Source organism: uncultured Tessaracoccus sp., from assembly GCF_947286155.1.
In the GTDB taxonomy this organism is placed as follows: domain Bacteria; phylum Actinomycetota; class Actinomycetes; order Propionibacteriales; family Propionibacteriaceae; genus Arachnia.
On sequence record NZ_CAMYPD010000004.1, the window covers coordinates 67,343 to 92,607 of the forward strand.

Below are 25,265 nucleotides of genomic sequence, written 5' to 3' on the forward strand. Positions count from 1 at the left end.
GACATCTTACTCGTTTACGAACCGAGCGTACTCGCTCTACGCGCGTGGGTGCGCAGCGGTGTGTACCTCGCGGAGTTGGTCAACCGTGACGAGCGTGTACATCTGCGTCGTGGCCACCGACGAGTGCCCCAGCAGCTCCTGCACCACGCGCAGGTCGGCTCCACCAACGAGGAGATGCGTGGCGAACGAATGGCGCAGCGAGTGCGGGGATACCTCCGCGGTCAATCCCGCCTTCTGCGCAGCATTCTGCATCACCGCCCAAGCGCTCTGCCGGCTCAGCCGTCGGCCACGCTGGTTCAGGAACAAGGCATGGTCTGCGTTCGTTGCCTTCTGCGCGAGACCCGGGCGCGAGCGTACGAGGTATGCGTCGAGCGCCTTCCGTGCGAAACTGCCGAGCGGCACGATGCGTTCTTTGTTGCCCTTCCCGACCAGGCGCAGCCCCAGATCGGGATCGCGCAGCACGGGCGCCACGTCGTCGATGTCGAGGTGACAGACCTCGCTCACGCGGGCGCCCGTCGAATAGAGCAACTCCAACAAGGCGGCGTCTCTCACGCCGATGGGTTCCGTGGTGTCGGGAGCAGAGAGTAGCCGCGTGACCTCGTCGACGGTGAGCGCCTTCGGCAGGCGCGACTCGAGCTTCGGCGGCGAGATCTCCTTCGCGGGGTTGTCGCGCGTCGTGCCCTCGGCTTGCGCGAAAGCGTGGAAGTTCCGCACGCTCACCAACCCGCGCGCGACGGAGGACTTCGCCACCGCCTGGGAACGCTCCCGCACGAACTCGGAGACATCGGTGGGAGTCACTTCCCCCACGTCGTCGATACCTCGGCGGCGGAGGAAGTCGACGTAGTTGGTGAGGTCGCGACGGTAGGCGGCGACGGTGTTCGTCGACAATCCGCGCTCCACACGGATGTGCCCGAGGAAATCCTCGACGGCAGCCTGCAGGGACGTCATTCGCGAATCGCCCAGGGTGCGTCGATGCCGCGCAGCTCGTCGATGCGCCCGGACAGTCGGGCTGTCTCCAACGCCAAGATGCCTGCCACCAGCGTCGGCGATTGGCATCGGCCCGCGAAGGCCGCCTCGACGAGCTCAGCTCTGGGCGCGCGCCCCACCGACATCTCTAGCTCCTCTCCCTCGAGGACGAACCCTGCGGGGCGTGCGGCAGGAGATAGTTGGCGAGCCAGGAAGATGCGCAACGATTCCTGGCAGCCACCCGGCGTCGTGACGATGTCGATGAGCACATCCCATCTCGCCGCCTGTAGCTGGGCTTCCTCTGCCAGCTCACGTGCGGCGGCTTCGTGCCATGGTTCACCAGGTACGTCGAGCAGGCCGGCGGGAATCTCGACGAGCTCCATGCCGACGGGATGGCGATACTGTCTGAGCACCGCAATCTCGTCGCGTTCCTCATCCCACGCGACGATGGCAACCGCGCCCGGATGGGTGGTGAATTGGCGCACCATCGTGCCCCCTGATGGGGTATCGATGACCTCTTCGACGAAGCTCATCACCCGCCCCTCGGCGAGCACCTCGCGCGACTGCACCGGCCACTGTTGACGTCGATCTTCGATCACGTTGCTCCCATCATTCGCCTCGAGAATCCATCGTAGCTAGCCGAAACGAACCCTGAGAAAGCTAGATTCAACGCATCAAGGAATCCGACATCGAACTCAGCACCCTCGAGCAGGCGATCACCGCGCCTCCAGTGACGCTGGGCTGCTCGTGCACGAGGCATGCGCTGGGCACCGCACGCGGGCGCCGCACACTCCGTCGGAATTCGTGCACATCGCGGCCAGCATGGGTGCCGAAATCCGCTCAGCACAGCACCTCGACGTGCCACTGATTGCGTGGGAGGGCGTCGGGCTCGCCCTCATCCTCCCCGACCAGGTCATCGTGACATGCTCCACGTGCGCGAGTACGTGGCAGCGACGTTCCAGGCCGGACGCAAACTCCAGGAGCTCTCACGTGACACCGTGATCGAGATCTTCTCCGAAGGCAATACCGACGCGGTCACCGCCCGCATGATGCGCTGACGTTCGCAGTGCGAGCCGTGCTCCCACACCTATCGATGCGCTGTGGCAAGGTTACTCCATGTCGAACATTCCCGAATGGGCCGAGGAACTCGTGAGCCCGTTGGATGCCAAGCTCGGCATCACGCTGCTCGAACTCGCACCCGACCGGGCGGTCGCGCGTATGCCGGTGGAGGGGAACCAGCAACCCCTGGGCCTGCTGCATGGCGGCGCCACCGGCGCTCTGGTCGAGTCTGCCGCGTCGATCGCGGCCATCGCGCACGCCCGGACGATGGGGAGGGTAGCGGTGGGCGTCGATCTTCACGTCACGCACTTGGAGGCCGTGACGGCAGGCGCAGTGACAGCGACGGCGACGGCCGTCCGTCTTGGACGCACCGTCGCCGTATACCGAGCGGAGGTTCGAGATGACGCCGGGCGGATGACCGCAATTGGTCAACTCACCTGCCAGCTGGTCGAACCTCGATGAGAGCTGCTACTTACGCTTGTTGTGGTTGATGACGCCTTCTGCGACATCACGCATCGACTTACGCAGATCCATGGCAGTCTTCTGAATCCAGCGGAACGCTTCTGGTTCAGTGAGGCCGAGGTCTTGCTGCAGGATGCCCTTCGCCTGGTCGATGATCTTGCGAGACTCGAAACGCTCTTCCAGCGACGCCAGCTCGTCTTCGATGGCCTTAATCTCCTGGAACCGCCCCAGCGCGAGCTCGATGGCAGGGACCACGTCGGATGCGTCGAAGGGCTTCACCACGTACGCCATCGCACCCGCGTCGCGGGCTCGTTCGACGAGGTCGCGCTGGCTGAAGGCCGTCAACATCACAATGGGGGCAATGCGCTCCTCTGCGATGGTTTCGGCGGCAGAGATGCCGTCGAGTTTCGGCATCTTCACGTCCATGATGATGAGGTCAGGCTGCAACTCACGCGCCAACTCAATAGCTTCCTCGCCATCGCTGGCCTGACCGGTGACCTCGTACCCCTCCTCAGTTAGGAGTTCCACCAGATCAAGGCGAATCAGCGCCTCGTCCTCAGCCACCAGCACAGTTGGCTTCTTCTTCGCTTCAGTCATTCAGCTTCCTCACTTGCTCCGCAATGGCGGTTCTGAGATATCGTACTGCGATCCGCCAAAGTCTGCTCGGATCGCATGAACTACCCTCGGTATGGCACAATGTTCCCTTGCTAGCCCGGGTGGCGGAATGGTAGACGCGCTCGACTCAAAATCGAGTGGCCGCAAGGCCGTAGGGGTTCGAATCCCCTGCCGGGTACTTCACACGAAACGGTGGGTGGCCGCGTGCAATCTCGCGTGACCACCCACCGTTTCGCATTACAGCTGTCAGTGCTCGCCTAGCTCCTTGATGCGGTGGACGCGCAGGTTGTTGGTCTTACCCACCACGCCCATCGGCAGGCCGGAGAGAATCACCACGCGTTCGCCCACCTCGATCATGCCGTGGCTGCGCAGGTAGTTGTCGAGCGACTCGACCATCTCCTCCTGCGCCTCGAAGTGCGGAGTCACGACCGTGTCGACACCCCACGAGAGGGTCATTTGCTGACGGGTGGCCTCTTCCGGCGAGAACACGAGCATCGGAATGGGAGAACGCAGACGCGACAGACGGCGTCCGGTGTCGCCCGACTTCGTGAAGGCGACGAGGTAGCGGGCATTGAGGCGCTCCGCAACCTCCGCGGCTGCCTTGGCCAGGATGCCGCCCGTGGTGTGCGGGTCCCAGTCGATGTGGTGGATCTCCTCGTGGCCCTCCTTCTCCGTGGTCTCGACAATGCGAGCCATGGTAGCGACGGTGAGCACCGGGTAGTCACCGACGGAGGTCTCGCCGGAGAGCATCACCGCGTCGGCGCCGTCGAGGATGGCATTGGCGACGTCGGAAGCCTCCGCACGCGTCGGGCGGGGGTTGGAGATCATGGAGTCGAGCATCTGGGTGGCGACGATCACCGGCTTCGCCCACTTGCGTGCAGCGCGGATGATCCGCTTCTGCACCAGCGGGACATCCTCAAGCGGAAGCTCGACGCCCAGGTCGCCACGAGCAACCATGAACGCGTCGAAGGAATCGATGATGGCAGGCAGGTTATCGATGGCCTGAGGCTTCTCGAGCTTCGCGATCACCGGGGTGCGGCGACCTTCCTCGTCCATGATGTCGTGCACGCGCTTGATGTCGTCGCCGGAACGCACGAAGGACAAGGCGATCATGTCAACGCCGTGCTGGAGCGCCCAGCGCAGGTCGTTCTCATCCTTCTCGGACAGCGCTGGCACGGAGACTGCCGCGCCGGGAACGTTGATGCCCTTGTTATTGGACACCGGGCCTTCGACAGTCACTTCGGTGACGATGTCGTTGCCGTTTACTTCCTTGACGCGCAAGCCGACCTTGCCGTCGTCGATGAGGAGTGAGTCTCCTGGCTTCACATCACCAGGCAGCCCCTTGTAGGTGGTGGAGACCCGTTCCTTGGTGCCGACGATGTCGTCGGTGGTGATGGTGAACTGGTCGCCGTTTGCGAGCGGATACGGTTCGTCGCTCTCGAACTTGCCAAGGCGAATCTTCGGACCCTGCAGGTCAGCAAAGACGCCGACGGTCTGGCCGGTGATTTGGGCCGCTTCCCGGACGTTTTGCAGGCGGGTGAAGTGTTCGGTGTAGTCGCCGTGGCTCATGTTCAAGCGGGCGACGTTCATGCCTGCCTGGATGAGCTCCACAAGGCGATCGACGGATTCAGTTGCTGGGCCGAGGGTACATACAATCTTTGCTCTACGCACGAACCCAAGCCTACTAGAGACTTTGCGCGAACCGGAGGGGACATCGAGTTGTGACACGCATTGGACATAGTGCTGCACGATCGTCCACACTCATCAAGCATCCGTGCGGACGTGCTCCAGCGCTGCGCGCAAATCGTCGGGATACTCCGAATAGAACCGAACGGGTTCGCCGGTGCCTGGGTGGACGAATCCGAGCTCGACGGCGTGCAGCCACTGCCGCTGCAGCCCCAGCGCCTCCGCCAGCGTGGGATCTGCGCCGTATAAGGGATCGCCAGCGCACGGGTGCCCAATCGCGGCCATGTGCACACGAATCTGATGCGTCCTGCCGGTTTCAAGATGCACTCGCAGGAGGGTGGCTCGACGGTGCGCCTCCAGCGTGTCGTACTGCGTGACGGCGTGCCTGCCGCCATCGACCACCGCCATCTTCCAGTCGTGGCCGGGATGACGTCCGATCGGCGCCTCAATCGTGCCCTGAAACGGGTCCGGGTGCCCCTGCACGAGCGCGTGGTACACCTTGTCCACTGTCCGGTCTCGGAACGCCTGCTTCAGCACGCTGTATGCGTGCTCACTTTTCGCGACGACCATGACGCCCGACGTGCCGACGTCGAGGCGCTGCACAATGCCCTGCCGTTCCGCCGCACCCGATGTCGCGATCGGCACGCCGACGTGCAGCAGGTGTTCGACTACGCTCGGCCCCTCCCATCCGAGGCTCGGGTGTGCCGCCACCCCGACGGGCTTGTCCACCACGACGATGTCTGCGTCTTCGAAGAGGATGTGTAAGCCCTCCGCAACGCGTGGCTCGATGCTCAGCGGGGCGGGCGCAGTGGCGTCCGATAGTTCCAACATGGCGCCCGCCGTCACGCGCTGCGAAGCCTTCGCTACGGTTGTGCCATCCAACGTGAGGCCGCCGGCTTCCAGCATGATTTCGATCTTCGACCTGCTGTAGCCACTGATCCGAGCCGCAACGACATCGACGCGTTCTCCGTCGAAGGCGTCCGGGACGAGGAACACGCTCATGCTCGATTCCCCTCGGCCTCCTCGGCTTCCTCAGCTCGACGTTCTTCGCCTGTGAAGCTCATGATGATCAGCAGCGCCGCGGCAGCCGTGATGCAGATGTCTGCCACATTGAAAATGGCGAAGCCACGCAGCTGGATGAAGTCGACGACGTGCCCGTGCACCGCCGCTGGTGGGCGGACGATGCGGTCGACGAGGTTGCCGGTGATGCCCGCGAGCAGCAGCCCTAGCGTGAGTGCATGCCAGCCCCGGGTGATTCTGGGGAGCCCGACGAAGATGCACGCCGCGGTGGCCGCGATGGCAAACAGTGAGAACACAACGGTTGCGCTCTCCCCCATGCCGAAGGCGGCACCGGGGTTGAAAATGAGTTGCAGCCTGAGCACTCCAAGCACCCAAGCGCCGGGGACGCCTGGCTCCAGGTAGGCCAATGCCGCCAGCTTGGTGAGTTGGTCGACGGATAGCCCCAGAAGCCACAGCCCCGAGGCGATGGGCACGAGCGCGCGGTTCAGCGCCGTTCCTCGCGCTGCTTGCACCGCACGCACAGTGTTGCGCGCGGGAACACTTGGAGTCGCCCCTTGCCGATTGGTTCGCCGCACACCTCGCAATACCCGTACTCACCGGAGTCGAAGAGGCTCAGCGCTTGGCGCAGTTGGTCGGCCATCTCCTTCACATTGGCCGCAAGCGACAGCTCCTGGTCACGTTCGAAGTTGCTCGACCCGACGTCGGCCGGATCACGACCCGCACCGTCGTTGCCGCCCGTCAGGAATTCTGCGAGATCCGCCTCATTCTCTTCGACGCGCTTCTCGACGCGTTCTAGTTCAGCGACGAGCTCGTCGCGCTGCTCCTGAATTTCCTCAGGAGTCCAGGGATCTTCGCCTTCCAGGACGGGCAACGCCACGTCGCGTGACTTCTGTTCAGCCATGGTGAGACCTTCTCGTTCGGGTAACTGTGCAGGGGATCGTACACCACGAGTTGAGTGGCCTACAAAGAGCGGCGAGGCCGCACCCTAGGAAGGTGCGGCCTCGCGATCGCGTAGGCAGCGTCGAAACTACTGCTCGTCGCTACCCGCGAGGGCATCCAGGCGCGGGGTATCCGACTGTGCCTGGGCCAACTCGGGCACATCCTGCGGCTCGGGGCGGTCTTCGCCCAGCGATACGAGCATCTTCTGCAGCGAACCGGTGAGGTTGGCGCGGTACTGTGATTCGAAGTTGCGCAGCGCGTCCACCTTGCCAGTGAGTTCGCCCTGCTCGCGCTCGAGATCGGCGAACAGCTCGGTGCGCTTCGCTTCCGTATCGGAGTCGAGACGGGCAGCGCGACCCTCCGCGTCGGAGGTCATCTGCTCGGCGTTCACGCGCGCCTCGGATTCGATGCGCTCCGCACGGGTGCGGGCGTCCGTCTTGATTTCGGTGGCACGCTGTTCCGCATCAGCCAGCTTACGCGACGCCTCGGCCTCAGCCTCAGATACCAGGGTGGCGGCCTGCTCCGTCGCAATCTGCACGAGCCTCGTGACCGCGGGTGCGGCGTCCTCTGCGGCGTGCACGGTGAGTGACTGCGGCTGACCAGCGGCGCTCGTGATGCGGTCGTTGCGCGACTGGTTCAGCTCACTGCGGGTCTGCTCAAGCTGTGCACGCAGCTGAGCGTTCTGCTCCTCGAGCTGGTGCTTCTGCTGCTGCAGATCCTGGTTCGCGGCCTCGAGACGGCGAAGCTGTTCGTCGTCTTGGCCGACGGCAGGGGCGGCTTCCGTGGGCTGCGCACGCCGCTGCTCGGCCTCGCTACGTGCGCGCTCCAGCTCTTCACGGAGCTTCTGAAGCTCCTCGTCCTTCGAGGCGATCTGCTTACGGGCCTCGTCGAGTTCACCGGCATTATCAACTGGCGCCCCGGCTGATGCGGATTCGAGCTCACGCCGCATCACGTCGCGATCGTTCTCGAATGCGGCGAAGCTCTCCTCCACCTTGTCGATGAAGTTGTCAACGTCTGCTACCGCGTAGCCCGTTTCGCGCGGACGTGCCATGCGAAAACGGATCCGACGCACCTCTTCAAGAGTGAGGCTCATGTGCGCTCCAAACTATGAGAAAAACTCGGTTGTTTATCAGGTTAGCCTAGCGGCATTCGTCGAATCATTCTAAAGGAGCCGACCAATCCCCCGTCCAGGACACATCAAAACGGGATGAAACGCAGCAAAACCTGGCACACCTGGAGCCCAATGATAAGCACGAGCACTGACATATCGAGCGCCACATTGCCGATACGAAACGGTGGCACAACACGCTGCACCCATCTGATCGGCGGGTCGGTGATGGTGTAGATACCCTCCACGAGCACCAGCACTAGGCCTTTGGGCGTCCAGCCGGGAGAAAACTGGGGAATCCAGGAAATCAAGATACGTCCGATCAGGATCCACACGTACAACGTGAGGATCCACCAGCAGACGAAAGCAAACACCGTCAGCTCTGGTTGAAGAAGCCGCCCGACGCGATGCGTTCCTTGTCTTCGGGGCCGACGACGAGGCCTGCCGGGCAAAGCAGGAACACCTTCGTCGAGACGCGCTCAATATTGCCCCGCAGCCCGAAGATGAGGCCGGCGGCAAAGTCGACGAGCCGCTTGTCGTCGCCCTCCTCCATGTCGGAGAGGTTCATGATCACGGGTACACCGTCGCGGAAGTTCTCTCCAATGACACGCGCTTCGTTGTAGGAACGCGGACGGACGCTCACGATGCGGCTCAAGTCGGCCACCTCCGGTTCTTGGCGAGTCTTGGCAGGCGTACGTGGGCGGGCGGGCTGCTGCACCGGCAAGGCAGCGCTCGCCTCATCGCTCAGCTCATCGTCACCCACGATGACCTCGTCGGTCAGGTCAGCGGACAGCTCATCGTCGGGACTGTCGTATCGACCGTCATCGACCAGGCCCATCCATGCCGCAAGGCTTCGAACTCCCACTGTCGCCTCCTGCAGAGAACTATGTACCCTTGAAGGCTAGCAAGCCACATGCAAAAGCATCAGGTGCGACGCGCAGGAGATCAGCCGCGATTCGGCCTTACTTCATGAAGTCAGGCACGTCGAGATCGTCGTCGGCAGGACGAGGGGCCATGGGGCGCGGCGACGGCATGGGGCCGGCCTTCGGAACGTCGCTGGAGTCCTTGGGTGCCTGTGCCTGCTGGGCAGGGCGCTTCTGGTGATCCGACGGGTTCCCCTGCGGCGCACGCTGCTGGGCGGCGGGCTGCTGCTCGCGCTTCTTCGGGGCGCCGCCATCGAAGCCGGCGGCGATCACCGTGACGCGCACCTCGTCGCCGAGGGCATCGTCGATGACGGTACCCCAGATGATGTTGGCTTCGTCGTGGGCCGCTTCCTCGATGAGCTTCGCGGCGCCGGACACCTCCAACAGGCCGAGATCGGAGCCGCCGGCCACCGAGAGCAGGACGCCGCGAGCGCCGTCGATGCTGGCTTCGAGCAGCGGCGAGCTGATGGCCATTTCGGCAGCGACACGGGCGCGATCTTCACCCCGGGCCGACCCGATGCCCATGAGCGCGGAACCAGCCTGGCTCATGATGGATTGCACGTCAGCGAAGTCGAGGTTGATCAGGCCGGGCGTGGTGATGAGGTCGGTGATGCCGGACACACCTTGCAGCAGCACCTGGTCGGCAGACTTGAACGCATCGAGGATGGAGACTTCGACGTCGGTCATCTCCAGGAGCTTGTCGTTCGGGATAACGATGAGGGTGTCGACTTCTTCGCGCAGGTTGTCGATACCGGCATCGGCCTGCGTGGAGCGACGCTTTCCCTCGAACGAGAAGGGGCGTGTAACCACACCGATGGTGAGGGCGCCCAGCGAGCGGGCGATCTTTGCGACGATGGGTGCGGCGCCTGTGCCCGTGCCTCCGCCTTCACCGGCGGTGACGAACACCATGTCAGCGCCCTTCAGCGCCTCTTCGATCTCGTCGGAGTGGTCTTCGGCTGCCTGGCGGCCCTTGGACGGGTCAGCGCCGGCGCCCAGTCCGCGCGTCAGTTCGCGGCCGATGTCGAGCTTGACGTCTGCGTCGCTCATGAGCAGCGCCTGCGCATCCGTATTCACTGCGATGAACTCCACGCCACGCAGCCCGGCCTCGATCATGCGGTTGACGGCGTTGACGCCGCCACCACCGACGCCGACAACCTTCAGCACGGCTGGGTAGTTCTGAGATGCGCTTGTCATTGTCTGCCTTTCGGCCAAGGGGAGACTTTCTTCCCATGAAGGCTATGGATAAAACTGTGTAGCGTCCAACATACAACGCCCAAAAGGCTCAACTTGTCTCAAGTACTACTTGAGGGTTTGCCGTTCGCGGTGATTATTTCGTCGTCGGGTGCGTGGGTGCGGAGACGTCGTACACGTTCGCGTCGACGCTTAGCAGGGCTTCGAGGACCTCCGATTTGAGCTCGGATTCGTCGGCGCTCCCCCACACAATCGAGCGGCGATCTGCAAGGTTTACTTCGATGCGGTCCACGGACTTGGCGCGGATCAGGGTGATCTGCTTCTTCGCTGCCTCCGGGATGTGCGTCGCGACGGTAGCCACATCGCGACGGATGCGGGTGTCGTCGCGAGTGAGCTTGGCTTCTGGCAGTGACTTTGCGCGTGCCTGTCCAGTGCGGAATTCCACTCCCTCGGCGTCGATCCACACAAAGGCCCCGTCCTTCGCGAGCTGATAGACAGCTACGCGCTCACTCACCTCGATGCGCACGGTATTCGGGTAATCCACCTTCACTTCAGCACTGCGCACCTCGGGGAGCTCCTCAACACGCTTCCTGATCGCACCGGTATCGAGACGGGCGAGCGGCACGTTGTTGGGCACCGCAGCGGCTTCCTTGACGGCGTCGCTGGTGAGCAGTTGCTCCCCTTCCACCACGGTTTCGTCTGCAGGGAAGGTAGTGGAGAGCAGGAATAACCAGACGAGGAACGCAGCCAGCGCGACGACGAGGACCCCTACGCCAAGACCGATCCACAGTTTCAGACGCCGCTTCGAACGCTGATCGTGCACGGACTTCGCGAACTCCCTGGGGCTACTCACGTTGCTCCAGCAGCGTCGCGAGCATCGGGCCGACGAGGGTCACATCGCCCGCCCCGAGCGTGATGACGAGGTCGCCTGGGCGCGCGATGTCGTTGAGTACGTCAGGGAGATCGCGCTTGTCCTGGACGAATCGCACATCGCGAGCGCCATGTTTGCGGGCGGCGTCCACGACGATCTGGCCGGTCACGCCGGGGATCGGATCTTCGCGGATAGCCTCGATGTCGTTGACGACGACGATGTCCGCGCCGGTCAACGCCTCCCCGAACTCGTCGCAGAAATCGAGCGTGCGAGAAAACAGGTGCGGCTGGAAGCAGGCGATGAGCCTGCCGTCCAACCCTGATGCTTCGTTGCCTGCCTCCGTCGCACGGCGTCCAGCGGAGAGCGCTGCGCGGATCTCCGTCGGGTGGTGCGCATAGTCGTCGTAGATTCGCACTCCCGCGGTGTTCGCAACGAGCTGGAAGCGTCGCAGCGTACCCACGAAGGTTTCGAGTGCTTCGACCGCGCTGTCGTGCGACAGCCCGACTGCGCGCCCCACCGCGTACGCTGCTGCGGCGTTGGCGAGGTTGTGGTTGCCCGGCACCTGCAGCTCAATACTGCTCGAATCGTGGCCGTCGGTGATCGTCGCGACGGAGCCCGTCGCGGTGGGCTGCACGTCCAGGAAACGCACGTTGGCGTCGTCGGCCTCGCCGTAGGTGACCACGTCGCGCCCCTCAGCGACGAGGCGTTCGGCGAGCGCTCGGCCGCCGTGATCGTCGATGCCGATGATGATGGTCTCAACCAGCGGCTGCGTGGCGAACTGGTAGAAGCCCTCGGCGTAGGCGGCGGGCGTGCCCCAGTTGTCGAGGTGATCGGCCTCGACGTTCGTGATGACGACGATCTTCGTCGGGTACTGCAGGAAAGAGCCGTCGGATTCGTCCGCTTCAACGACGAAGGGGGCGCCGCTGCCGATGGCCGAGCTGACGCCGGTGGTCACCAGCGGGCCACCGATCACGTAGCTCGGATTCGTCCCGGCTTCACTCAGCATCACGGCAGTCATAGCGGTGGCGGTGGTCTTGCCGTGCGTGCCGGTGATGGCAATGCCGGTGCGTCCGAGCATGAGCGCAGCGAGCGCGGCCGAGCGATGCCAAACCCGCAGGCCCCGGCGTCGCGCCTCCATGAGCTCGACGTTGCTCTCGCGCACCGCCGAGGAAATCACCACGGTCTGCACGTCGTCGGCGATCTGGGCGGGATCGTGGCCGACGTACACCGTCGCGCCTGAGCGTTCCAGCTCGCGCAGCGCTCTGGAGTCGCTCTGGTCTGAGCCGGTGACCTTGATCCCCAGTTCGACGTAGAGCCGCGCGATGCCGCTCATCCCGGCCCCACCCGCAGCAATGAAATGCACGGGGCCTACGCCGGAGGCCGGCTCAACGTGAACAGGAGTGACCAGCATGGCCTCATCCCTTTCTGTCGATAACCTCGAGCACTGCGCGCGCCATCGCGTCGGCTGCATCAGCCGGGTACATCGCGCGCGCTCGCTCGGACATCGCTTCCAGTGTGCCTTCTGTGCGGAGCAGTTCGAGCACCCGATCAGACAGCACTTCGGCAGTCAGCTCGGATTCTGGGAGCAGCACTCCCCCGCCCGCTTCGACGAGCGCGGCCGCATTCTTGCCTTGCTCACCGTTGCCCCACGGCAGTGGAATGAAGATGACGGGGAGCCCGCTGATCGCGGTTTCCATCACGGTGCCGGCGCCCGCCCGGCCCACCATGAGGTCAGCGGCTGCGTAGGCGCTCGCCATGTCGTCGACGAACGCCACCGGCCGATATTGGGCCCCGGAAGCATGGGTGATGGTGGGGTCGTCGTCGAAATTCTTCGGGCCCAGCACGTGCAAGATCTGAATGCCCTCACCGAGGATGTCGCCGCGCGCTTCTGCGACGGCCCGGTTGATGGCCTGGGCGCCTTGCGATCCCCCGCTGACCAGCAGTGTGCGGCGGTCCGGATCGAGTCCGAAGAGCTCCCGTGCCTCGCTCTGACTCACCTGCGGGTGCGTGATGCGACGGTTGATCGGCATGCCCACGAGCGTGGGGTTGCCGGGCATGGGGGTGTCGAACGTGGTGCCGACGAAGCTCGCCCACCTGGCCCCGATCTTGTTGGCGATGCCGGGGATGTGGTTGGCCTCATGCACCAGCACCGGCACCTTCATCCAACGCGCAGCAAGGTAGACGGGAATGGAGACGTATCCACCGAACCCGACGACGGCGTCGGCCTTCCTCTCCCGGAGAATGGCCTTCGATTCCCGCACTGCTTTGGTGAGCCGGTACGGCAGTTTGAGCAGGTCGAGGTTGGGTTTGCGGGGAAGCGGCACGGGGGTGATGAGCTCCAAGTCGAGCCCCGCCTCAGGAATGACCCGCACTTCAAGGCCGCGCGCGGTGCCCACCGCGACGAGTTCGTCGACGCCGAGCTCAGTGAGCGCCTGAGCGGTGGCGATCAGAGGTGAGGTGTGTCCGGCGGTACCCCCGCCTGCGAGGACCACGCTGGTCACGATTCTCCCTTCGTCGCGGCCATGACGCTCGTCATGCGAGGACGTTTGCTGCGCTTACGCTTCTTGGCCGCGAGATAGCGGCGCGCTTCGGGCGTCGCTTTGGCACACGCCAGCAGCACACCAACTCCGAGCAGGTTCGCCAGCAGCGCGGAACCACCATAGGACAGGAACGGCAGCGGGACGCCGAGCACGGGCAGCAGGTGCAGCACCACGAAGATGTTGATGATGGCCTGGGTGAGGAACCAGCCGGTGATGCCGCCGGCCGCGATTCTGCCGAACAGCGAATCGGAGCGCAGTGCGATCTGGAATCCGGCGAAGGCGATGAGCGCGAACGCGAGGATCACTGCCAGCACGCCAAACAGCCCGAGTTCTTCCCCGATCACCGCGAAGATGTAGTCAGTGTGGGCGGCGGTTTTCAATCCGCCCCACTTCTGTTTACTGGCTCCGAGCCCGAGGCCCCACCATCCGCCGGAAGCGAGTGCGTACAGCGCGGACATCGGCTGGGCGGAGAGGTCAGTGTTCGACGCGGGGTCGAGGAAGATCTTGATGCGGTCCATCCGGTTGCCCGAGCCGTACACGAGCAGACCGACGAGGGTGGCCGCCAGGACACCGAAGGGCAACAGGAGCTTGATAGGCGTGCCGACAAACCACAACACGAGCGCCAAGATGGCGGCGACAATCATGCCGGTACCCAGATCACGCCCCGCCAACACGAGAATGAGCACGACGGTAGACAAGCCGAACGGCCACACGAGATGTCGTAGATCATGGATGAGATGGCGTTTGCGGTGCAGTACCGCAGCCGAAAACACGATGACAGCGAGCTTCGCGAACTCGGAAGGCTGAATTTGGACAGGACCGATGGCGAGCCAGTTCTGGTTACCGTAGTTGTGCACGCCCATCGGGGACACGACGAGGATCAGCAGCACCGTTGCCAGCGCCCACGCCGGCCAGCCAATGCGGATGAGGAGGTCGATGCTGAACTTGGAGAGCAGCCATGCACCCAGCAGTCCGACGAGGAGGAACGAGCATTGACGGATGGCGAAGTAGTACGGGCTGTAGTCCCACCCTTGTGCCAAGGGAGCGGAAGCAGACAGCACCATGAGCGTACCGAGCCCGACGAGGAACCCAACGCTCCCGATGACGAACCAGTAGGGCGCCATGGGCGCGTCGACGAGCGCGCGGAGCTGGCGTCGCGTCGAGGATGTGCGCGGGCCCGACGGGGCTTCGACGGCCATGCGACTTCCTTCCTCTAGCGCGATTGCAGGTAATCCTTCACCGCGGCGGCGAAGGCCTCTCCGCGTGCCGCATACCCACTGAACATGTCCAGCGAGGCTCCGCCAGGAGACAGCAACACGACATCACCATCCGAAGCGATCTCTCCAGCCAATCGCACCGCCTCGGCCATGACACCAGTGTCGGATGAATCGAGCACATGGACGGGGACCTCGGGCGCGTGTCGGGCGAGCGCATCGGCAATGACCTGACGGTCGATGCCGATCACGATGGCTGCGCGCATGCGCTTCGCGTGCGCGACGATGAGTTCATCGAACGAAGTTCCCTTGGTCTGTCCGCCCGCGATCCACACGAAGTGGTCGAAGGCTTGCATGGCTGAGTTCACAGCGTGGGGATTGGTGGCCTTGGAGTCGTCGATCCAACGGATGCCGTCGCGCTCCGCCACAGTGCTGATCCGGTGCCCACCCAGCTGCACGTCGCGCAGCCCTTGAGCCACCGCTTGCGGACGTACCCCGAAGCTGCGCGCCAGCGCGGCGGCGGCGAGGGCATTGGCGATGTTGTGGGGAGCGTGCGGCTGGACGTCGTCGATGCTCGCGATTTCGAGCGCGGATGTGGCGCGCTGCGCAACGAATGCCCTATCGACGAGGAGGTCGTCGACCACGCCCATCATCGAGCGCGCTGGGGTGCCGAGCGTGAACCCGATGGCGCGAGCACCCTCCTGCACTTCTGCTTCCTCCACCATCCGTTCGGTGACGGGTTCGTCGGCGTTGTACACGCACGAGTGGCTCACGCGCTCGTAGATGCGGGCCTTGTCTGCTTGATAGCGCTGGTAGCCGTCGGGGCCGGGATACCACTCGAGGTGGTCTTCGTGAATATTGAGCACGGCGGCAGAGTGCAGGGCGACGGTGTGCACGTAATGCAGCTGGAAGCTCGACAACTCGATCACGAACACGTCGTAGTGTTCTTCGTCCAGCACGGCCTCGATGATGGGGCGCCCGATGTTGCCAACCTCGGCCACGGTGAGCCCGTCGGCCCTGAGCATCGCGGTAGTCATCTGCGTGGTGGTGGTTTTGCCATTGGTGCCGGTGATGCCAATCCACGGCACGGCACGGTCGGGCTGCATCATGCGCCACGCCAATTCGATGTCACCCCAGACGGGGATGCCGGCGTCGTGGGCGGCCTGTAGGAGCGGAGCGTCGGGACGCCAACCCGGCGAAGTCACGACGAGATCAGTGCCCTTGGGCAGCGCTGCGGTGGAGCCGGGGCCGGTGGTCACCGTCGCCCCGAGTACGCGCAGCAGTTCGGCCTTGTCGTGGTGGCGGTCGTTGTCGTCGAGCACCGTCACCTGGGCGCCCAGCTCCAGCAGACCGTCGGCTGCGGAGAAGCCTGTCACTCCGAGCCCGGCGACGACGGCGTGCACACCCGACCAGTCGGAGAGCCGGTTCATGCCGGCCAAGCGGGCCTCACTCACTGCCCCACCACCCATTCGGCGTAGAAGATGCCAAGCGCCAGGGCCACGAACAGCCCGCAAACGATCCAGAACCGGATGACGACGGTGACCTCCTGCCACCCCTTGAGCTCAAAGTGGTGGTGGATCGGGGTCATCTTGAAGATACGTTTGCCCTTGGTGAGCTTGAAGTACGACACCTGCAGCATCACTGAGCCTGCCTCGAGCACAAACAGCAGGCCGATGATCACCGCGAGCAGCTCGGTGCGCGTCATGACGGAGATGCCGGCGAGCGCGCCGCCGATGGCGAGCGAGCCGGTGTCGCCCATGAATATCTTGGCCGGCTTGGCATTCCACCACAGGAATCCGAAACACGCGGCCGCGAGCGAGATTGCCACCACTCCCAGGTCGTAGGGGTCACGCACCAAATAGCAGCGCGGGCCGGCCGTCGACGTGCGCCCGCACCACTGGTTCACCTGCCAGATGGAGATGAGGGTGTAGGCCGCGAACACCAGCGATGCGGAGCCGGCAAGCAAGCCGTCGAGGCCATCAGTGAGGTTCGTCGAGTTCGACCATGCCGCGACGAGGAAGGCGATGAAGGCGATGGCGACCACCGTCGGCAGAGCAAGCCAGGTGATGTCGCGCAGGAACGAGATGGCGTTGGAACCAGGCGTAGCACCACGAGTTCCGGGGAAATGCAGCACTGCCCAGCCGAAGATGCCGCCGATCAGAAACTGTCCGAGGAGTTTACCTTTCGGCGTAAGGCCGAGGCTGCGTTCCTTCGCGATCTTGGACCAATCGTCGAGGAAGCCGAGCCCACCCATGGCGAGCGTGAGCCCGATGAGCAGCATGCCGGACAGCGTCGGCGGATTCCACAGCACGAGGTGGCTCACGAAGTACGCGAACGTCATCGCCAGCACGATGACGAGGCCGCCCATCGTCGGAGTGCCGCGCTTCACCTGGTGCGAGTCCGGCCCATCCTCACGGATGAACTGCCCGTACCGTTTCTTGGTGAGGTAACGGATGAGCACCGGTGTCCCCACGAGGGTGAACACCATCGACAGGCCTCCGGCCAACAGGATGTTGATCACTGTGCTTCCTCCAAGGCTGCTGCGACCTGTTCGAGGCCCACGGCTCTAGATCCTTTCACGAGTACGACGTCGCCTGCGCCGGGCGCGAGGTGGCGTGCCACCTCGTCGCGAGTGACCACGACGCATTCCGGCACGCCTTCGGCTGCGCCTTCGACAATCGCTGACGCAAACTCTCCAACAGCAATGACCTTACTGAACCCGAGGTCCGCGCAGCGTCGTCCGATGCCGACGTGGGCATCGTACGCGTTCGCGCCCAGCTCAAGCATGTCGCCGAGCACCGCCGTCGCCGTCGCGCCCGGATGGGCTTCGCGGTTGATGTCTACCATCTCAGCCACGGTGTTCAGCGCCGCGGTGACGGATTCCGGATTCGCGTTGTACGCATCGTTGACGAGCAGCGCACCGGAGGCTAGTTCGCTGAGCGCCATGCGCCAATCCGAGCGCGCGACCGCCGCGCTGAGGGCAGCAGCGACGCGCTCCACGTCCATGCCTGCGATCACACCGACGGCAGCCGCGCTCAGCGCGTTACCCACCTGGTGGCGCCCCACGACGCTCAGGGCGACGGGGGCGCTGCGGGTGCCCTGATCGTCGCTCACCTCCAACGTGAATCGAGGTCGACTGACTGCGTCGACGGTGATGTTGTGCGCCGTGACGCGCAGTGCTCCCTCGGGCAGTGCGCCCGTCCCGACCCAGGCGATGCGCGCCTTCGTCTTCGACGCCATCGCTCGTACATGCTCGTCGTCGGCGTTGAGCACGGCCCAGCCGTCGTCGGAGAGGTCTTCGACGATCTCCGATTTCGCCCGGGCGGTCACCTCGATGCCGCCGAACTCCCCGGCATGCGCCGAGCCGACATTCAGCGCGACGGCGATGTCGAGCGGGACGAGCGACGTCAACCATTTGATGTGCCCGATCCCTCGCGCACCCATCTCGCTGACGAGGAACTGTGTGGCTTCTCCCACGCGACAGGCAGTGAGCGGCACTCCGATCTCGTTATTGAGGCTGCCGCTGGGAGCCACCGTCTCGCCTGCTTGTTCGAGCACTTGAAAGATGAGGTCTTTGGTAGACGTCTTTCCCGACGATCCCGTCACGCCGATCGACAGCATCCCCTGGGCGCGCGCCTCTTTCACTACACCCCTGGCAATCCAGCTGAGCGTCTGCACGGAGTCCTCGCCGAGCAGGTGTGGCACGTCGGCGTCGGTGACGTACATGCCGACGACGGCACTTGCTCCCGCGTCTTGCGCGGCGGCGGCGAAGGAGTGGCCGTCAACTCGCTCCCCGGGGATGGCGACGAACACCGCGCCGGGCGTGACCGCTCGGTTGTCGGTCACCACGTCGGGCCCGACGAGCACGTCGTCGCCCACCACCTCTACGGCAGCCGGCTGCATGAGCGCCACGAGTTCAGAGAGTTTGCGCTGTTTCACCGTCGTTCCTCCTGCAACTTCGCCCAGGCGTCGCGGGCCACCTCAACATCGTCGAAGTCGACGACACGGTCGGCCAGTATCTGCCCCTGCTCGTGTCCCTTACCCAAGATGGCGACCACCCCATCACGCTCGGTGTGTGCGAGCGCGTAGGCGATCGCGTCGGCTCGCCCGGCAACTTCTACTACCTCGGCGCCATGCCCGTGTGCTCCTTCGAGGGTGGCCGCACGGATAGCCGCTGGATCTTCAGTGCGCGGGTTGTCGTCGGTGATTACCACCTGGCTGCTGTGGCGCGCTGCCGCAGCTCCAATGAGTGGGCGTTTCACCGGGTCGCGGTCTCCCCCACAGCCCACCACCGTGGTGAGCGGGCCGAGCTGCGCGAGCTCTTCGACGGCGGCCTCCACCGCTTGCGGGGTGTGCGCGAAATCGACGAAGACGAGCGGGGCGGCGTCGTCGAGGATGGCCCGCTGCATGCGACCTGGCACCTGCGCTTGCCGTAGACCTTCCACAGCCCGCTCGGCGTCGAAGCCTGCTGCCTCGAGCATGGCGAGGGCAAGCACCGCGTCCACCATGTTGTGCATGCCGGGCAGTGCCAGTTCGACGGTGAGCTTCCGCCCACCCCGGCGCACTGTGCCTCTCGTTCCCAACCGGCCGTGCGGGATCACGTCGGAGAGTATCCAGTCGGCGTCGCGCGTGCCCACGGTCGTGAGCCGCATCGCGCCCTGCGCACGCACCTGCTCGGCCAGCTCGACGCCGCGTTCGTCGTCGATCCAGATCACGGCGGCATCGGCACGGCCAGGCTCGAACAGCTTGCGTTTCGCGGCGAAGTAGTTCTCAAGTGTGTGGTGGTAGTCGAGGTGGTCTTGGCCAAGATTTGTGAAGCCGACGACGTCGAAGTGCATGCCCTGCACTCGCTCGAGCGCCAGTGCGTGCGACGATACCTCCATCGCGACGGCGCTCGCACCGCGTTCGAGCATCGCGGCGAGCTGCTGCTGCAGATCCGTCGCCTCCGGGGTGGTCACCGTGGTGCTGTGAGCCTCGAGCGCAACATCGTCAAGGCGTGCACCGAGGGTGCCGATGGTGCCAACCGACGAGCCGAGCGATCGCAGCGCCTGGGCGATGAGGGCGACGGTCGTCGTCTTGCCGTTCGTGCCCGTCACCCCAAATGCGGTGAGGTGCTCCGTCGGATACCCATAGAAGGCGGCAGCCGCATCGCCGAGTGTCCGACGGGCGTTGTCCGCCACCACCAGCGGCACGTCAATATCGCCGACGATCGCGGCGCCGTCGGCGTCAGTGAGCACCGCTGCGGCACCAGACGCAACGGCTTGCCCCACGAACCGCGCACCGTGCGTGCGCTGGCCAGGCAACGCGGCGTACAACCAACCGGGGTGGACATTCCTGGAATCCAGTGTGATCCCAGCAATAGCCACGTCTGCCGCCGCCTCAGGCAGTAACTGCCGAAGGCTCACGGCACCGGATGAATGTGCATGCATGTCGGGCATCATTCAAAGGTTAGCGGCTCTCGCGACGCCTTGGTGGTGGAGGGCAGCACGTTGTACCTGGGCAACGCTACCTGCAGCACCTGATTGACAACTGGCAACGCCAGGCGGCTACCCAGGTTGCCATTGGCCGGCTGGTCGATCACCACGTACACGAGAATCTGCGGGTCCTCGGCAGGCGCCACACCCACGTACGACGCAGTAAACCCCTTGTAGCACTTGCATTTGGGGTTGTAGCGCTGGGCTGTTCCCGACTTGCCAGCCACGCGGTAGCCGGGGATCGCCCGCTCCTTGGGATCGGCCATGGTGACGGCTTCCATCATGTTGACGGTCATGGCGGAAGCTTCCTCCGAGATGACCTTGCGGCTCGTCGGTTCCTTGCGTTCCAGCTCATTACCTTCGGCGTCCTTCGCCGACTTGATGATGGTCGGCTGATGGTACGTACCGCCGTTCACCACGGACGCGAGCGCGCCGGCCATCTGCACGGCGTTGACAGACAGGCCCTGCCCGAACGAGATCTGGTCGCGCGTGTAGTCAGCCATGCCTGCCGGGGGAAGGTGCCCCTTTGCTTCACCGGGCAGCCCGACACCAGTGCGGTTGCCCAGACCGAAGCTGGAGAGATAGCTGTGCAGCTGCCCCTTATCCATCTGCCGAGCGAGCTCAATGGTGCCGATGTTCGATGACTGCGCGACGACGCCCCGCGCGGTGAGCTGCAGCGTGCCGTGCTCGAACGAGTCGCGGACGTAGCCGGAGCCCGAAGCGATCTTCTCCGGCACCCGAACCTTCGTATCAGGTGTGACGAGGCCCTGGTCGGCTAGCGCTGCCATAGTGAGCACCTTCTGCGTCGAACCGGGTTCGTACGCCTGGGTGACGGCACGGTTGCCGAGGTCCTCCTGATCCGCCGCACCAGGGTTAGACGAGTCGAAGGTGGGCAGCACGGAGAGCGCGAGGATCTCACCGCTCTTGACGTTCATCGCCACTGCGGTACCCGTCTTAGCGCCGGCCTTCTGGATGCCTTGGGCCAAGAACTGGTCGGTCATCCATTGCAAGTCGGAGTCGATCGTGAGCTGGTAGCTCGCGCCGTTCTTCGCAGGCACCATGGTGTTCGTCCCCAGCGGAATACGTCCATACGTGGAGCGATCGAACGTGCTCGTGCCGTTGATGCCCTGGATCTCCTTCTCTAAGGCGAATTCGAGCCCGCTCGCGCCGTCGCCCTCGCCGTTGACGAAGCCCACGACGTTGGAGCCCGTCGTGCGGTTGGGATAGGAGCGGATCGGGTCTGACTCGCCGAACACTCCGTACCAACGCTTCACCCCGCGCTCACCGACATCCTCGCCGCCGACGCCAGCGTTCATGTCGTCTTGGATGCGGGTGAAGGTATGAGCGGACACGCGTCGCGCCACCACTTCATACTGCGAACGCTTCCCCGTCTTCGTATCGCGACGGTCGAAAATCTCGAGGTAGTCCTCCTTGCGCCCGCCGAGGTGCTTCACCAAGATGTCTGCCACCGCGCCTGGGGCCGCCGCGGCCTCCGCCTGCTTTTGCGGCGACATCTTGTACCGCTTGTCAGCGCCGTTGGTCTTGATCATGTCTGGATCGACGAAGATCATGAAGCCCGGCTCCGTTTCCGCGAGCACAACCCCGTTACGGTCCGTGATGGCGCCGCGCTGGGCAGGAACGTCGCGGGAGGTCTGCATCTTCTTGGCCGCCTCTGCGGCGAACGCCTGCGGGTCGAGAGCCTGTAACTGGAACGCCCGCGCCCCGGCAACACCTAGCATCAACGCCACCACGACGAGGAACACGCTCAGGCGAGTGTGCGTTTTGCCGAGCTTCACGACACGCTTGCCACGCGTCTTGTAGCGCACTCCCGACGCGCTACGCCTGGATGCTGCAGTATCGACGATCTTCGTACACCCAGGCTTCGCCGACGAACGGCGCGCGGACTTCGTCGCGCCCTTTGCGGGTGCGCGACGTGTTCTCACGTTCGCGGCGCTGCTGTTCGAGCGCTTCGTCATCACTCACCTCCAGGGGTGCTTGTGGGCTGCGTGGTAGGGGTTGGGCTCGGCACAGGCGATGCCGACGGTTGGGGAGCCGCAGGCTGCTGTGCGGCGATGACATCCTCGGGCCGTTCACCGTGCTCCTCCGGTTTCGGGGTAGGCGGCACAGGCGACGGCGTCACCACCGGGCTCGGCGAGGGCGGCGGGGTGGGTGTCGGCTGAGGCTTCTGCCTGCGCAGCTCGGGGAATTCGTTGCCGCGCACCTTCGTCGGTTCACCAAGCACCTTGCCCGAATCCAGCATGACGAACGCGGGGTACGGGTTGGGCACCATGTTGAGCTCGCTGGCGCGCATGGCGAGAGAGCCCGTGCTGGAGAGCCCCTCGAGTTGCGTTCGCAGCGACGCGGATTCGTACTCGAGTTTCTTCGCCTCGGTCTGCAGCTTGGTGAGCTCGTTGGCCTGCGCCCCGATCGATGTCGTCACGACGAGGACGCCGGCGAGCCCCAACCCAATGATGGCGACGATGATCAGGGCGAACCTGACCGTCGAGATAGTCCCTTTGGTGGTTGTTCCGCTCATGAACGCTCCCTGACCCTCCTGGCGATCCGCAGCCGCGCCGAAGCGGCCCGTGAGTTGGCATCGATTTCGCTTCGTTCGGGGCGCTCGGCGCCCTTGGTGACGAGCGTGAATTCCGCTCGCATGTGTTCCGGTACGACGGGAAGGTTGCGCGGCGCGCTGTCGCTCGAGACTTGCGCGAACACGCGCTTGACGAGGCGATCTTCCAGCGAGTGGTAGCTCAACACCGCGATTTGTCCGCCAACAGCGAGCGCGTGCACCGCCGCAGGCAGCACACCTTCAAGGGCGTCGAGTTCGTGGTTCACCTCGATGCGCAACGCCTGAAACGTGCGCTTGGCGGGATGCCCGCCCGAGTACCGAGCAGCTGCAGGGATGGCGTCGCTGATGACACGCACGAGCTGGGCCGAGGTCTCGAATGGGCGAGCCTCGACGATGGCTCGCGCAATGCGATCCGCGAAACGCTCCTCGCCATATCGCTTGAGGATGCGCGTGAGGTCGGCCACGTCGTAGGTGTTCAACACATCCGCGGCTGTTTCGCCCTCCTGCTGATTCATGCGCATATCCAGCGGTGCATCAACGCGGTACGTGAAGCCGCGTGCTTCCCGATCAATGTGCAGCGACGACAACCCGAGGTCGAGCAAGATTGCATCGACGCGAGTGAGCCCGAGGCTGGCAAGCACGTCGGGCAACTCGTCGTAGACGGCGTGCACGAGGGTGGTTCGATCCTCGTACTCCGCCAGGCGTTCCGCGGCGATCTGGAGCGCGTCGGTGTCGCGATCGATGCCAACCAGTCGCGCGTTGGGGTTCGCCGCCAGCATGGCCTTTGCGTGCCCGCCGAGGCCGAGTGTGCCGTCAACGTACACCGCGTGGGGGCGCTGCAGGGACGTCGAGAGTACGTCAACGATGCGGTCCTGCATGACCGGCACGTGTACGTCCATCTCTCGACCCTTCCAATGTGATTGACGTGCAGTTGTGCATTGCTGCGCTGCGTCCTGACCCCTGGTCCCCGTCCGCCTGGCGACCTGACAACGGGGAAGAAGAGTCAGGGCACCAGCCGGACGAGCACCGGGAAGCAGGTCACGGCGGTGGAGGCATGAATTCCTCATCGAGCTCGGAGAAGCCAGCCTCACTGGCCTCGGAGTACTGGGCCCAGCGCTCGGCGTCCCAGATTTCTGCGCGGGTGCCGGCGCCGATCACGACGACGTCGCGGTGCAGCCCGGCGTAGTTGCGCAATACCTGCGGGATGGTGACCCGCCCCTGCTTGTCGGGGATTTCAAAGCTGGCGCCAGCGGCGAGCATGCGCTGGTAGTCGCGCACCTGCTTCACCGTCGTCGGAGCCGACGACACCGGCTCCATCAACTGCTCGAAGGCCCGAGCGGTATAGACGGCCAGCGCGTGCTCTTGCGTTCGGGTGACGACGCAGCCGTCGGCGAAGTCGTCACGGAACTTCGCGGGCAGGATGAGGCGCCCTTTCTCGTCCAGCTTCGGCGTGTACGTACCGAGGAACATCGGGCACCTCCTTCCACCAATCTGGACCCAGTTCGCTCCACTTGCCCCCACTTTACCCCACTTCTCACCACCTTTCTCCCCATATTGGGCGTGTTCCTCCCCGGAATCGAGATCGCTGAGTTCTGACTTGCCCGCGAGGCCAGTACGCTTAGTGCGACATCACCGATTCCGACAGGAGACCTGCCCGAAGTGAATGCACCGAACATCGCCGCGGTTGCGCAACTCGCCAACGCGGTCAGCACCGAGATGGCCCGCGTGATCGAAGGCAAACCACGCCAGATCCGCACCGCGGTGACCGTGCTCCTAGCAGGCGGCCATCTCCTCATCGAAGACGTTCCCGGTGTCGGAAAAACCGTGCTCGCGAAAGCACTCGGACGCTCCATTGCCGGCGACGTGAAACGCATCCAGTTCACGCCCGACCTGCTACCCGCCGACGTGACCGGCGTCTCAGTGTTCAATCAGCAGACCCGCGAGTTCGAGTTCAAACCAGGCGGCATCTTCGCCAACATCGTCTTGGGCGACGAGATCAACCGGGCCTCCCCCAAAACCCAGTCGGCCCTGCTGGAAGCCATGGCGGAGCAGCAAGTGTCCGCTGATGGCCGCACCCACCGTCTCAGCCAGCCGTTCATGGTGATCGCCACCCAAAACCCCATTGAGATGGAGGGCACCTATCCCCTCCCAGAGGCGCAGCGCGACCGATTCATGGCGCGTATCCAGATGGGATATCCCAGCAAAGAGTCGGAGTCAGCCATGCTGCTGGCGCGGGCGAGCGGCGACCAGCTCGCCAAGGTCAACGCCGTCACCTCGGTGGAGCAGGTCAACCAGGCGACGCGCACACTCGCGGCCATCTACGTCTCGCCCATCATCGCCGACTACATCGTGAGCATCGTCGACACGACGAGAAGCCACCCCGATCTTCGCCTCGGCGCGAGCCCTCGCGCATCACTGCATCTCATGCAGGTGGCGCGAGTGGGTGCGGCACTCGCCGGGCGCGACTACGTGATCCCCGAGGACGTCCAATCCCTTGCGGTGGAGGTCATGGCACACCGGGTCATCACCACCGTTGAGGCGCAGATCGCTGAACGCTCTGCCGAAGCGATCATCGCTGACGTGGTTCGCTCGGTTCCCTCTCCCAGGAGAGGCTGACTCCTCTTG

General features: G+C 64.5%; 26 protein-coding genes and 1 tRNA gene. 4 read left to right on the forward strand and 23 right to left on the reverse strand.

Annotated elements, in window-relative coordinates; genetic code table 11:
• Window positions 1–36: 36 nt before the first annotated feature.
• Window positions 37–948, reverse strand: coding sequence for a site-specific tyrosine recombinase XerD (xerD, locus tag Q0X68_RS01995; protein WP_297746803.1), 912 nt, complete (start codon window positions 946–948; stop codon window positions 37–39).
• Window positions 945–1,565, reverse strand: coding sequence for an NUDIX domain-containing protein (locus tag Q0X68_RS02000; protein WP_297746806.1), 621 nt, complete (start codon window positions 1,563–1,565; stop codon window positions 945–947). Before Q0X68_RS02000 ends, xerD begins: the two co-directional genes overlap by 4 nt.
• Window positions 1,566–1,889: 324 nt before the next feature.
• Here Q0X68_RS02000 and Q0X68_RS02005 point away from each other — a divergent pair, with 324 nt between their 5' ends.
• Entirely contained in the window at window positions 1,890–2,024 is a 135-nt protein-coding gene (locus Q0X68_RS02005; protein ID WP_297746809.1) for a hypothetical protein, read from the forward strand.
• A gap of 58 nt (window positions 2,025–2,082) precedes the next feature.
• A complete protein-coding gene (locus Q0X68_RS02010) occupies window positions 2,083–2,487 on the forward strand; it encodes a PaaI family thioesterase (RefSeq protein WP_297746812.1) in 405 nt (134 codons plus the stop codon).
• Window positions 2,488–2,493: 6 nt separating this feature from the next.
• Here the strand turns inward: Q0X68_RS02010 and Q0X68_RS02015 are convergent, their stop codons facing one another.
• Complete coding sequence (locus Q0X68_RS02015; protein ID WP_108869688.1) at window positions 2,494–3,084, reverse strand: ANTAR domain-containing response regulator; 591 nt, start codon at window positions 3,082–3,084, stop codon at window positions 2,494–2,496.
• 113 nt (window positions 3,085–3,197) lie between these two features.
• Between Q0X68_RS02015 and Q0X68_RS02020 the strand changes: the two genes are divergently transcribed.
• A tRNA-Leu gene (locus tag Q0X68_RS02020) sits at window positions 3,198–3,280 on the forward strand.
• A 68-nt stretch (window positions 3,281–3,348) separates the two neighbouring features.
• Here the strand turns inward: Q0X68_RS02020 and pyk are convergent.
• The 20 genes from pyk to mraZ all read right to left on the reverse strand — a co-directional run bounded on the left by pyk (window position 3,349) and on the right by mraZ (window position 24,110).
• Complete coding sequence (pyk, locus tag Q0X68_RS02025) at window positions 3,349–4,773, reverse strand: pyruvate kinase (protein ID WP_297746815.1); 1,425 nt, start codon at window positions 4,771–4,773, stop codon at window positions 3,349–3,351.
• A 93-nt stretch (window positions 4,774–4,866) separates the two neighbouring features.
• A complete protein-coding gene (locus Q0X68_RS02030) occupies window positions 4,867–5,790 on the reverse strand; it encodes an RluA family pseudouridine synthase (protein ID WP_297746818.1) in 924 nt (307 codons plus the stop codon).
• Window positions 5,787–6,320 (reverse strand): signal peptidase II, encoded by a 534-nt coding sequence (gene lspA / locus Q0X68_RS02035; protein WP_297746821.1) that lies wholly within the window; start codon window positions 6,318–6,320, stop codon window positions 5,787–5,789. The genes Q0X68_RS02030 and lspA overlap by 4 nt, the downstream gene beginning before the upstream one ends.
• Window positions 6,293–6,709, reverse strand: coding sequence for a TraR/DksA family transcriptional regulator (locus Q0X68_RS02040; RefSeq protein WP_297746824.1), 417 nt, complete (start codon window positions 6,707–6,709; stop codon window positions 6,293–6,295). The genes lspA and Q0X68_RS02040 overlap by 28 nt, the downstream gene beginning before the upstream one ends.
• Window positions 6,710–6,835: 126 nt before the next feature.
• Entirely contained in the window at window positions 6,836–7,840 is a 1,005-nt protein-coding gene (locus Q0X68_RS02045) for a DivIVA domain-containing protein (RefSeq protein WP_297746827.1), read from the reverse strand.
• A 104-nt stretch (window positions 7,841–7,944) separates the two neighbouring features.
• Entirely contained in the window at window positions 7,945–8,229 is a 285-nt protein-coding gene (locus Q0X68_RS02050; protein WP_297746829.1) for a YggT family protein, read from the reverse strand.
• Window positions 8,230–8,231: 2 nt separating this feature from the next.
• Entirely contained in the window at window positions 8,232–8,693 is a 462-nt protein-coding gene (gene sepF, locus Q0X68_RS02055; RefSeq protein WP_297746896.1) for a cell division protein SepF, read from the reverse strand.
• Between the two features lie 124 nt (window positions 8,694–8,817).
• On the reverse strand, window positions 8,818–9,972 hold the full coding sequence (gene ftsZ / locus Q0X68_RS02060; protein ID WP_297746832.1) for a cell division protein FtsZ: 1,155 nt from the start codon (window positions 9,970–9,972) through the stop codon (window positions 8,818–8,820).
• 133 nt (window positions 9,973–10,105) lie between these two features.
• Window positions 10,106–10,822, reverse strand: a complete 717-nt coding sequence (locus tag Q0X68_RS02065; protein WP_297746835.1) for a cell division protein FtsQ/DivIB — start codon at window positions 10,820–10,822, stop codon at window positions 10,106–10,108.
• Window positions 10,815–12,251: a UDP-N-acetylmuramate--L-alanine ligase gene (gene murC / locus Q0X68_RS02070; RefSeq protein ID WP_297746838.1), complete on the reverse strand. Its 1,437-nt coding sequence runs from the start codon at window positions 12,249–12,251 to the stop codon at window positions 10,815–10,817. Before murC ends, Q0X68_RS02065 begins: the two co-directional genes overlap by 8 nt.
• A gap of 4 nt (window positions 12,252–12,255) precedes the next feature.
• Window positions 12,256–13,341, reverse strand: a complete 1,086-nt coding sequence (murG, locus tag Q0X68_RS02075; protein WP_297746841.1) for an undecaprenyldiphospho-muramoylpentapeptide beta-N-acetylglucosaminyltransferase — start codon at window positions 13,339–13,341, stop codon at window positions 12,256–12,258.
• Window positions 13,338–14,579: an FtsW/RodA/SpoVE family cell cycle protein gene (locus tag Q0X68_RS02080; protein ID WP_297746844.1), complete on the reverse strand. Its 1,242-nt coding sequence runs from the start codon at window positions 14,577–14,579 to the stop codon at window positions 13,338–13,340. The genes murG and Q0X68_RS02080 overlap by 4 nt, the downstream gene beginning before the upstream one ends.
• A gap of 14 nt (window positions 14,580–14,593) precedes the next feature.
• Entirely contained in the window at window positions 14,594–16,063 is a 1,470-nt protein-coding gene (murD, locus tag Q0X68_RS02085; RefSeq protein WP_297746847.1) for a UDP-N-acetylmuramoyl-L-alanine--D-glutamate ligase, read from the reverse strand.
• On the reverse strand, window positions 16,045–17,115 hold the full coding sequence (mraY, locus tag Q0X68_RS02090; RefSeq protein WP_297746850.1) for a phospho-N-acetylmuramoyl-pentapeptide-transferase: 1,071 nt from the start codon (window positions 17,113–17,115) through the stop codon (window positions 16,045–16,047). Before mraY ends, murD begins: the two co-directional genes overlap by 19 nt.
• Entirely contained in the window at window positions 17,112–18,533 is a 1,422-nt protein-coding gene (gene murF / locus Q0X68_RS02095; protein ID WP_297746853.1) for a UDP-N-acetylmuramoyl-tripeptide--D-alanyl-D-alanine ligase, read from the reverse strand. The genes mraY and murF overlap by 4 nt, the downstream gene beginning before the upstream one ends.
• Window positions 18,530–20,023: a UDP-N-acetylmuramoyl-L-alanyl-D-glutamate--2,6-diaminopimelate ligase gene (locus tag Q0X68_RS02100; protein ID WP_297746856.1), complete on the reverse strand. Its 1,494-nt coding sequence runs from the start codon at window positions 20,021–20,023 to the stop codon at window positions 18,530–18,532. The genes murF and Q0X68_RS02100 overlap by 4 nt, the downstream gene beginning before the upstream one ends.
• Before the next feature lie 8 nt (window positions 20,024–20,031).
• Complete coding sequence (locus Q0X68_RS02105) at window positions 20,032–22,044, reverse strand: penicillin-binding protein 2 (protein ID WP_297746859.1); 2,013 nt, start codon at window positions 22,042–22,044, stop codon at window positions 20,032–20,034.
• Window positions 22,044–22,604: a hypothetical protein gene (locus Q0X68_RS02110; protein WP_297746862.1), complete on the reverse strand. Its 561-nt coding sequence runs from the start codon at window positions 22,602–22,604 to the stop codon at window positions 22,044–22,046. The genes Q0X68_RS02105 and Q0X68_RS02110 overlap by 1 nt, the downstream gene beginning before the upstream one ends.
• Window positions 22,601–23,539, reverse strand: a complete 939-nt coding sequence (gene rsmH, locus Q0X68_RS02115) for a 16S rRNA (cytosine(1402)-N(4))-methyltransferase RsmH (RefSeq protein ID WP_297746865.1) — start codon at window positions 23,537–23,539, stop codon at window positions 22,601–22,603. Before rsmH ends, Q0X68_RS02110 begins: the two co-directional genes overlap by 4 nt.
• Before the next feature lie 139 nt (window positions 23,540–23,678).
• On the reverse strand, window positions 23,679–24,110 hold the full coding sequence (gene mraZ, locus Q0X68_RS02120) for a division/cell wall cluster transcriptional repressor MraZ (protein ID WP_297746868.1): 432 nt from the start codon (window positions 24,108–24,110) through the stop codon (window positions 23,679–23,681).
• Between the two features lie 246 nt (window positions 24,111–24,356).
• Here mraZ and Q0X68_RS02125 point away from each other — a divergent pair, with 246 nt between their 5' ends.
• Complete coding sequence (locus Q0X68_RS02125) at window positions 24,357–25,256, forward strand: MoxR family ATPase (RefSeq protein WP_297746899.1); 900 nt, start codon at window positions 24,357–24,359, stop codon at window positions 25,254–25,256.
• The last annotated feature ends 9 nt before the right edge of the window (window positions 25,257–25,265 follow it).

What these genes read in the sequence shown, in the direction of transcription:
- ftsZ (WP_297746832.1), bottom strand. Translation starts at nt 9,972, where the DNA reads ATGACAAGCGCATCTCAGAACTACCCAGCCGTGCTGAAGGTTGTCGGC.
- sepF (WP_297746896.1), bottom strand. Translation starts at nt 8,693, where the DNA reads ATGGGCCTGGTCGATGACGGTCGATACGACAGTCCCGACGATGAGCTG.
- Q0X68_RS02015 (WP_108869688.1), bottom strand. Translation starts at nt 3,084, where the DNA reads ATGACTGAAGCGAAGAAGAAGCCAACTGTGCTGGTGGCTGAGGACGAG.
- Q0X68_RS02110 (WP_297746862.1), bottom strand. Translation starts at nt 22,604, where the DNA reads ATGAGCGGAACAACCACCAAAGGGACTATCTCGACGGTCAGGTTCGCC.
- murD (WP_297746847.1), bottom strand. Translation starts at nt 16,063, where the DNA reads ATGGGTGGTGGGGCAGTGAGTGAGGCCCGCTTGGCCGGCATGAACCGG.
- Q0X68_RS02010 (WP_297746812.1), top strand. Translation starts at nt 2,083, where the DNA reads ATGTCGAACATTCCCGAATGGGCCGAGGAACTCGTGAGCCCGTTGGAT.
- Q0X68_RS02125 (WP_297746899.1), top strand. Translation starts at nt 24,357, where the DNA reads ATGGCCCGCGTGATCGAAGGCAAACCACGCCAGATCCGCACCGCGGTG.
- Q0X68_RS02005 (WP_297746809.1), top strand. Translation starts at nt 1,890, where the DNA reads ATGCTCCACGTGCGCGAGTACGTGGCAGCGACGTTCCAGGCCGGACGC.
- xerD (WP_297746803.1), bottom strand. Translation starts at nt 948, where the DNA reads ATGACGTCCCTGCAGGCTGCCGTCGAGGATTTCCTCGGGCACATCCGT.
- rsmH (WP_297746865.1), bottom strand. Translation starts at nt 23,539, where the DNA reads ATGGACGTACACGTGCCGGTCATGCAGGACCGCATCGTTGACGTACTC.
- Q0X68_RS02030 (WP_297746818.1), bottom strand. Translation starts at nt 5,790, where the DNA reads ATGAGCGTGTTCCTCGTCCCGGACGCCTTCGACGGAGAACGCGTCGAT.
- Q0X68_RS02045 (WP_297746827.1), bottom strand. Translation starts at nt 7,840, where the DNA reads ATGAGCCTCACTCTTGAAGAGGTGCGTCGGATCCGTTTTCGCATGGCA.
- Q0X68_RS02105 (WP_297746859.1), bottom strand. Translation starts at nt 22,044, where the DNA reads ATGACGAAGCGCTCGAACAGCAGCGCCGCGAACGTGAGAACACGTCGC.
- mraZ (WP_297746868.1), bottom strand. Translation starts at nt 24,110, where the DNA reads ATGTTCCTCGGTACGTACACGCCGAAGCTGGACGAGAAAGGGCGCCTC.
- Q0X68_RS02100 (WP_297746856.1), bottom strand. Translation starts at nt 20,023, where the DNA reads ATGCATGCACATTCATCCGGTGCCGTGAGCCTTCGGCAGTTACTGCCT.
- Q0X68_RS02080 (WP_297746844.1), bottom strand. Translation starts at nt 14,579, where the DNA reads ATGGCCGTCGAAGCCCCGTCGGGCCCGCGCACATCCTCGACGCGACGC.
- murC (WP_297746838.1), bottom strand. Translation starts at nt 12,251, where the DNA reads ATGCTGGTCACTCCTGTTCACGTTGAGCCGGCCTCCGGCGTAGGCCCC.
- Q0X68_RS02040 (WP_297746824.1), bottom strand. Translation starts at nt 6,709, where the DNA reads ATGGCTGAACAGAAGTCACGCGACGTGGCGTTGCCCGTCCTGGAAGGC.